The organism is Microbacterium sp. NPDC057658, assembly GCF_042799975.1.
GTDB lineage: Bacteria > Actinomycetota > Actinomycetes > Actinomycetales > Microbacteriaceae > Microbacterium.
The window spans coordinates 897,609-904,762 of sequence record NZ_JBHVHT010000001.1 but is presented as its reverse complement, the minus strand read 5'-3'; the positions used below and the strand labels follow the sequence as shown (position 1 = coordinate 904,762).

General features: G+C 69.5%; 6 protein-coding genes. 2 read left to right on the top strand and 4 right to left on the bottom strand.

Features of this window, described 5'->3' with window-relative positions:
* Window positions 1-105 precede the first annotated feature (105 nt).
* The 4 genes from ACFU8V_RS04315 to ACFU8V_RS04300 all read right to left on the bottom strand — a co-directional run bounded on the left by ACFU8V_RS04315 (window position 106) and on the right by ACFU8V_RS04300 (window position 4,624).
* Window positions 106-834 (bottom strand): amino acid ABC transporter ATP-binding protein, encoded by a 729-nt coding sequence (locus tag ACFU8V_RS04315; protein WP_378869267.1) that lies wholly within the window; start codon window positions 832-834, stop codon window positions 106-108.
* The gene (locus ACFU8V_RS04310) at window positions 831-2,315 is read right to left on the bottom strand and encodes an amino acid ABC transporter substrate-binding protein/permease (protein WP_126894187.1); all 1,485 of its coding nucleotides are present in this window, start codon (window positions 2,313-2,315) and stop codon (window positions 831-833) included. The genes ACFU8V_RS04315 and ACFU8V_RS04310 overlap by 4 nt, the downstream gene beginning before the upstream one ends.
* A gap of 147 nt (window positions 2,316-2,462) precedes the next feature.
* Window positions 2,463-3,995 (bottom strand): DHA2 family efflux MFS transporter permease subunit, encoded by a 1,533-nt coding sequence (locus ACFU8V_RS04305; protein WP_062766128.1) that lies wholly within the window; start codon window positions 3,993-3,995, stop codon window positions 2,463-2,465.
* Complete coding sequence (locus ACFU8V_RS04300) at window positions 3,992-4,624, bottom strand: PadR family transcriptional regulator (RefSeq protein WP_308195654.1); 633 nt, start codon at window positions 4,622-4,624, stop codon at window positions 3,992-3,994. The genes ACFU8V_RS04305 and ACFU8V_RS04300 overlap by 4 nt, the downstream gene beginning before the upstream one ends.
* A 188-nt stretch (window positions 4,625-4,812) precedes the next feature.
* Here ACFU8V_RS04300 and ACFU8V_RS04295 point away from each other — a divergent pair, with 188 nt between their 5' ends.
* On the top strand, window positions 4,813-5,688 hold the full coding sequence (locus tag ACFU8V_RS04295; RefSeq protein WP_025105721.1) for a phosphoribosylaminoimidazolesuccinocarboxamide synthase: 876 nt from the start codon (window positions 4,813-4,815) through the stop codon (window positions 5,686-5,688).
* Window positions 5,689-5,788: 100 nt separating this feature from the next.
* A complete protein-coding gene (locus tag ACFU8V_RS04290; protein ID WP_378869260.1) occupies window positions 5,789-7,144 on the top strand; it encodes a uracil-xanthine permease family protein in 1,356 nt (451 codons plus the stop codon).
* Window positions 7,145-7,154 lie beyond the last annotated feature (10 nt).

Genomic DNA, 7,154 nt, shown 5'->3' with positions numbered 1-7,154 from the left:
CTGTTTTTTGAGGCGAGGCGGTTTTTCTGCCCCTTTTCCGGTGGAGGCGGAGAGGGGGGTGGCGTCTGGACGGGGGATGCAGCCATTTGCGCTACTTCAACGGGGTCAGAGGACCTTGGACAGGAAGTCCTGGAGGCGCTCGTTCTTGGGGGCGCCGAACAGGTCGGCGGGAGTCCCCTCCTCGACCACGACTCCGCCGTCCATGAAGACCGTGCGGTCGGACACCTCGCGCGCGAAGCCCATCTCGTGAGTCACGAGCACCATGGTCATGCCGCCCTCGGCGAGGTCGCGGATGACCTGCAGCACCTCGCCGACCATCTCCGGGTCGAGAGCGCTGGTGGCCTCGTCGAACAGCATGATCTCCGGGTCCATCGCGAGTGCACGGGCGATGGCCACGCGCTGCTTCTGACCGCCGGAGAGCGACGCGGGCTTCGCGTCCGCCTTCTCCGACAGGCCGACGCGCTCGAGCAGCGAGCGGGCGCGGTCGCGGGCCTCGACCTTCGTCATGCGGCCGAGCTCGACCGGGGCGAGCGTGATGTTCTCCAGCACGGTCATGTGCGGGAACAGGTTGAAGTGCTGGAACACCATGCCGATGCGCTGGCGCACCTCGTCCAGCTTCACGCTCTTGTCGGTGAGGTCGACCCCGTCGATGATCACGTGCCCCGACGTCGGCTCCTCGAGCTTGTTGAGGCAGCGCAGCAGCGTCGACTTGCCGGAGCCGGAGGGGCCGATCACGGCGATGACCTCACCGTCCTCGACCGTGAGGTCGATGCCCTTGAGCACTTCGTTGTCGCCGAACGACTTGTGCAGGCCCCTGACCTCGATCTTGCTCATGCGTTGGCCTTCCTCTCCAGGCGGTTCGCGAGCAGCGTCAGGAGCGTGATCACGACGAAGTAGATGATGGCGACGATCGTCAGCACCTGTGCCGAGAGATACGTCGAGGCGATGATCTGGCGCGAGACGAACGTCAGCTCGGCGAGACCGATGACGCTGATGAGCGAGGTGTCCTTCAGCGTGATGATGCCCTGGTTCACGAACGACGGGATCATGATCCGGAACGCCTGCGGCAGCACGACCTTGCGCATCGTCTTCCAGTGGCTGAGGCCGAGCGAGCGCGACGCCTCCGCCTGACCGGGGTCGACGGCCTGGATGCCGCCGCGGATGATCTCCGTCATGTACGCACCGGTGTTCAGCGACAGGGTGATCGCACCGGCCACGAACGGGTCGAACTTGAGGTCGGGGATCAGCTGCGGGATGGCGAAGAACACGAAGAACGCCTGGATCAGGATCGGGGTCCCGCGGAAGACGTAGACGTAGGCCGTCGCGATCCAGCGGAACGGCGCGAACTTCGACAGGCGTCCGAAGCCGAAGATGATCCCGAGGATGAACGCCGCGATCACCGCGACGATCGTGGCGAGGATGGTGAGCCACAGACCCTGCATGAGGGCCGGCCAGTACTTCACCGCGACCGAGATGATGTCGGTGGGCTGCGCCTCCTGCGCGTCGTCACCCGTCGCGAGGTAGGTGTCCACGATCTCGTCGTACTCGCCGGAGTCCTGCAGGTTGGCGAGGCCGGCGTTGAACATCTCCAGGAGCTCGGCGTTCTCGCCCTTGTTCACCGCGAAGCCGTACTCGCCGCCGAGCGCGGGCTCGCCGACGAGACGGAAGCCCGACCCCTGCTGGATGCCGTAGGCGAGCACGGGGAAGTCCTCGAAGTAGCCGACGGCCTGTCCGGCCTTCACCGCATCGACCATGTCGGTCGTGTCCTGGTAGGGCGTGATCCGGAAGCCGTACTCGTCGGCGTTCTCCTCGGCGAAGGTCTGCCCCTGGGTGCCGGTCTTCACCGCGACGGTCTTGCCGTCGAGGTCGTCGAGGGACTCGATGTCGCTGGACTCGAGCACCCCGAGCTGCACGCCGCTGGTGAAGTACGGGTCGCTGAAGTCGAAGGTCTGCTGTCGCTCCTCGGTGATCGACATCCCGGCCATGACGGCGTCGACCTGGTTCGACTGCAGCGCCTGCACCGCGGCGTCGAAGCCGAGCTGGCGGATCTCGACCTCGAAGCCCTGGTCCTCCGCGATCGCGCGCAGGAGGTCCATGTCGATGCCGACCAGGTCGCCGGACTCGTTCGTGAACTCGAACGGCGCGAAGGTCGTGTCGGTGCCGATGACGTAGGTCTCGCCGTCGTCGGCCGCGGTGGCGGGCGCGGCTCCGGCAAGCAGCGCCCCGGCGGCGACGAGTGCGGCGAGAGCGGTCGCGCCGGCGGTGCGGCCGAACCGCCGCAGACGGCTCGGCGGAGAGGATGGGTGGCGGCTCACGTCGAGTGCTCCTCGGGGTTCGGAAGGGCGACCCGGCGGCCGCCGACCATCCACCCTAACCCCGCTCCTCCCGCGCACCGGAATCTCGGCGCGACCCCGAACAGCGCCGGAACCCGCGTGGATACCGGCGTGTCGGGGTCATCGCGGTCACGCCGGAGGGGTCGCGGCGACGGCCTCGTCCTTCCGATCCTGCCCGCGGAGGAACAGCGAGGCGACCAGCGCGATGAGGATCACACCGGCGGGCAGCAGCAGCGTCTGGGACATGCCGGCCGCGAAGCCCTCGGCGACCTGCGGCGGCAGCGCGCCGCTCCCGGTGCCGGCCGGAGCGTCGGCCAGACCGGGGAGGTTCGCCTCCAGCCGCGACTGCATGAACGCGGCGATCGAGGCGGAGCCGATGACCGAGCCGATGGTGCGGGTGGTGTTGTAGATGCCCGCGCCGGCACCGGCCTGTCGCGGCGGCAGCTTGCGCGTGGCCGTGGTCGCCAGCGGCCCCCACATGCCCGCATTGCCGATGCCCATGAGCGCGGACGGCAGCAGGAACATCAGGATCGGGGTGTCCATCGTGGTCAGGGCCGAGTACCAGACCAGGGCGCCTGCGACGCAGAGCAGACCGGGGACGAGGATGATGCGCGGGTCGACGCGGTCCAGGATCTTGCCGGCGACCGGGGCGAGCACGCCCGACAGCACGGCCATCGGGATGAGCAGCATCGCGGCCTCGGTCGGGGTGAGGCCGCGCGCGGTCTGCAGGAAGAACATCATCGGCAGCGACATGCTCGTGACCGTGAAGCCGACCGCCGCGATCGCCACGTTCGCGCCGGAGAAGTTCCGGTCGCGGAAGAGGGCGAGGGGCACGAGAGGTTCGCTGCGGGTACGCGCCTGCTGCACGATGAAGAGCGCGAGCACCACGACGCCGGCGATGATGAGACCCCAGACCGAGATCGGTCCCGCGATGGTTCCCCAGTCGTACTTCTCGCCCTCCTGCAGTCCGAAGACGATGAGGAAGAGCGCGACCGCGCTGAGCACGACGCCGACGAGGTCGAACCGGTGCGGGTGGGTCTTCAGCTTCGGCACGAGGATCCAGGCGAGCACGAAGGCGACGACGCCGACGGGGAGGTTGACGAAGAAGATCCACTCCCACCCGAAGCCGTCGACGAGCAGACCGCCCGCGAGGGGGCCGACGAGCGTGGCGACGCCGGCCGTGGCACCCCACAGGCCCATCGCCGCGCCGCGGCGGTTCGGCGGGAAGGTGCGGGTGATGACGGCCATGGTCTGCGGCGTCATGAACGCGGCGCCGAGCCCCTGCACCGCGCGGGCCGCGATAAGGCCCTCGAGCGTCGTCGACAGTCCGCACCAGAGCGAGGCGAGGGTGAAGACCGCGAGTCCGATGAGGTAGATGTTCTTCGGGCCGAAGCGGTCGCCGAGTCGTCCGGTGATGAGCAGCGGCACGGCGTAGGCGAGCAGGTAGGCGCTGGTGACCCACACGACGTTGTCGAGGTTGTTCGTGTCGGGGTCGAGGGCGGCCTTGATCGCCGGGTTCGCGACGGACACGATCGTGGTGTCGACGAGGATCATGAAGAACCCGATGACGAGGGCCCAGAGCGCGGGCCACGGACTCTTCGGCGCGTGACCGGCGGCGAAGGGCCCCGTCTCGGGCCCCGAGGTCTGGCGGGAATCGGTCATTGCTGTGCAGCCTTTCGCTGGGCGCGGTAGCGGTCGGTGTCGTCGAAGGCGTCGGGGCCCCAGCGGAGCTCGTCGCCGTCGAGGCGGGTGAGGAGGGTGTCGAGCCAGCGGAGCTCGGCGTCGAGCAGCGCCTCCTGCCGTTCGATCTCGACGAGGACCTGCGGCGGGACCCCTTTGGTGCGGGCGGCGGCGAGGCCGTCGTGGTGCAGCGCGTACGAGGCGACGAGGGCCTCCCGTCGCTCCTGCAGCAGCGCGACGGCGTCGTCGCGGTCGAGGTTGTGCGACTCGGCGAGCGCGACGCGGGCGTCGGTCTCGCGGTCGATGCGCGGGAGGGCACGACGCACCCACGCGACCACCGCCTCCCGGCCGGCGTCGGTGAGGGTGTAGGTCGTCCGCTCCGGTCGGTTGCCCTCGCGATCCGTGCCGACCTCGTCGAGCAGACCGGCCCGCTGGAGCCGGGCGACCGTGTGGTACAGCGTGCCGTTGGTGACGGTGATGAGCCGGTCGTCGTGACGCGCGCGGAGCAGGCGCACCATCTCGTACGGGTGCATGTCGCTCTCGCGGAGCAGCGCGAGCACCATCACCCCGAGCGGCGTGAGTCCCGCCACCACATCCCTGCTCTTCCCCACCCACACTCCCCCGTCCCCTGCTCTGTCACCCCGTCGTATAGTCCACATGGACTATACACCCGCCCCTCCTCCGTTGAGACCCCGGTTTTCCGGCGAGACCCCGGGGTTCCGACGCGCACACCCCGGGGTCTCGACGCGAACGCGGGGTCTCGGCGCGGAAGAACACGCATCACGGGGATAATGGGCGGGTGAGCACACCGTCCGCAGGAAACGCGCAGGCCATCCCCGGGTGGCGACACCTCTACTCCGGAAAGGTCCGCGACCTCTACGCCTCGGAGGACCCGGCCGACACCCGCATCCTCGTCGTCGCGTCCGACCGGGTGAGCGCCTTCGACGTCGTGCTCTCCCCTGGCATCACCGACAAGGGCGCCCTGCTGACGCGCCTCAGCCGCTGGTGGTTCGCCCAGCTCGACGTGCCGAACCACCTCACGGACGGCGACCTGCCGGAGGAGGTGGCCGATCGAGCCATGCTCGCCCAGTCGCTCGAGATGCTGCCGATCGAGTGCGTCGTGCGCGGGTACATCACCGGCTCCGGCTGGGCCGAGTACCAGGAGCACGGCACCGTGTGCGGCATCGCCCTGCCGGAAGGGCTGCAGAACGGCGACCGCCTGCCCGAGCCGCTGTTCACCCCGGCCTACAAGGCGCCGATGGGCGAACACGATGAGAACATCACGTTCGACCGCGTCGTCGAGCTCGTCGGGGCGGACCGGGCGGCCGAGCTCCGCGACGCCTCGCTCGCGATCTACCGTCGTGCCGCGGCCATCGCCGAGGAGAAGGGCCTCATCCTCGCCGACACGAAGTTCGAGTTCGGGACCGACGCCGACGGCACCCTCCGCCTCGCCGACGAGGTCCTCACGAGCGACTCCTCCCGGTACTGGGACGCCGAGGCTTGGCGCACGGGGTCGACCCCGGCGGAGCGGATGGCGAGCTTCGACAAGCAGATCGTGCGCGACTGGCTCGCGGCGAACTGGGACAAGCAGGGCGAGCCCCCCGTGCTGCCCGAGGAGGTCGTGGCCCGGACGGCCGCCCGCTACCGCGAGCTCATCGACCGCCTCGGCGCCTGACGCCGCGCTCCCCGCCGCCTCCGGGCGCACAGGGAAAACTCAGGAATCGGTAGTGTTGCTCCAGCACTCCGCCCCCGATCCCGAACCCTGAGGAGCCCACATGGCTTTGTGGAAGCTGCACGGAAACGGCCGCACCGTCGAGCCCGGCGCCGTCGTCACCCCCGAGGAACGTCTGTCCTGGCCCGCGACCATCGCCATCGGCGCCCAGCACGTCGTCGCCATGTTCGGCGCCACGTTCCTCGTGCCGACGCTCACCGGCTTCCCCGTGTCGACCACGCTGCTCTTCAGCGGCATCGGCACGCTGCTCTTCCTCCTCATCACGAAGAACCAGCTGCCGAGCTACCTCGGCTCCTCGTTCGCCTTCATCGCCCCCATCACCGCGGCCGTCGCGGCGGGCGGCACCGGCTCGGCCCTCGCGGGCGTGGTCGCGGTGGGCGTGCTCCTCGCGGTCGTCGGTCTCGTCGTGCAGTTCGTCGGCCTCCGCTGGGTCGATGCCCTGATGCCCCCGGTCGTCGCCGGCGCCATCGTCGCGCTCATCGGCTTCAACCTCGCCCCCACCGCCTGGAGCAATTTCGCGCTCGACCCCGTGACCGCCACGATCACCCTCGTCGCGATCATCCTCTTCGCGGTGCTCTTCCGGGGCTTCCTCGGCCGCATCTCGATCTTCCTCGGCGTCGCCGTCGGCTTCATCTGGGCCGCGTTCAACGGCTCGTTCGAGGTGCCCAACCCGCTCCGTGGCGACAAGACCCCGGCGGAGCTCATCGCGGACGCCCCCTGGATCGGCCTCCCACACTTCCAGTTCCCGGACTTCGTCGAGCCGGGGACCTGGTCGACCATCGCGATGTTCCTGCCCGTCGTGCTCGTGCTCATCGCGGAGAACGTCGGTCACGTGCGCGGCGTCGCGACCATGACCGAAGACCCCGCGATCAACCGCCACACCGGTCGCGCCCTCATCGCCGACGGTGTCGCCACGACCATCGCCGGCGGCTTCGGCGGCTCGGGCACCACGACCTACGGCGAGAACATCGGCGTCATGGCCGCGACCCGCGTGTACTCCACCGCCGTGTACTGGGTGGCGGGTCTGTTCGCGATCCTCCTGGCGTTCTCCCCCAAGGTCGGCGAGGTGTTCAACTCGATCCCCGCGGGCGTGCTCGGCGGTGCGACGACGGCGCTCTACGGCCTCATCGGCATCATCGGCATCAAGATCTGGGTCGACAGCCGCGTCGACTTCTCTCGTCCGGTCAACCAGTACACCGCCGCGGTGTCCCTCGTGATCGGCATCGCCGGGTTCACGATGCAGCTCGGCGACTTCGCCTTCGGCGGGATCGTGCTGGGGACGGTCGCGGCGCTGCTCATCTACCACCTGGGCAACCTCATCGCCCGGGCGCGGAAGACCGGTGCCGACGACCCGAAGCCCCTCGAGTCCGTCGGCCCCCTCGGCGGCGACCCCGCGTAGGTCCCCCGGC

Bases quoted from the DNA above. Each gene is read 5' to 3' on its own strand.
- ACFU8V_RS04315 (WP_378869267.1), bottom strand. From the start codon at position 834: ATGAGCAAGATCGAGGTCAGGGGCCTGCACAAGTCGTTCGGCGACAAC.
- ACFU8V_RS04305 (WP_062766128.1), bottom strand. From the start codon at position 3,995: ATGACCGATTCCCGCCAGACCTCGGGGCCCGAGACGGGGCCCTTCGCC.
- ACFU8V_RS04290 (WP_378869260.1), top strand. From the start codon at position 5,789: ATGGCTTTGTGGAAGCTGCACGGAAACGGCCGCACCGTCGAGCCCGGC.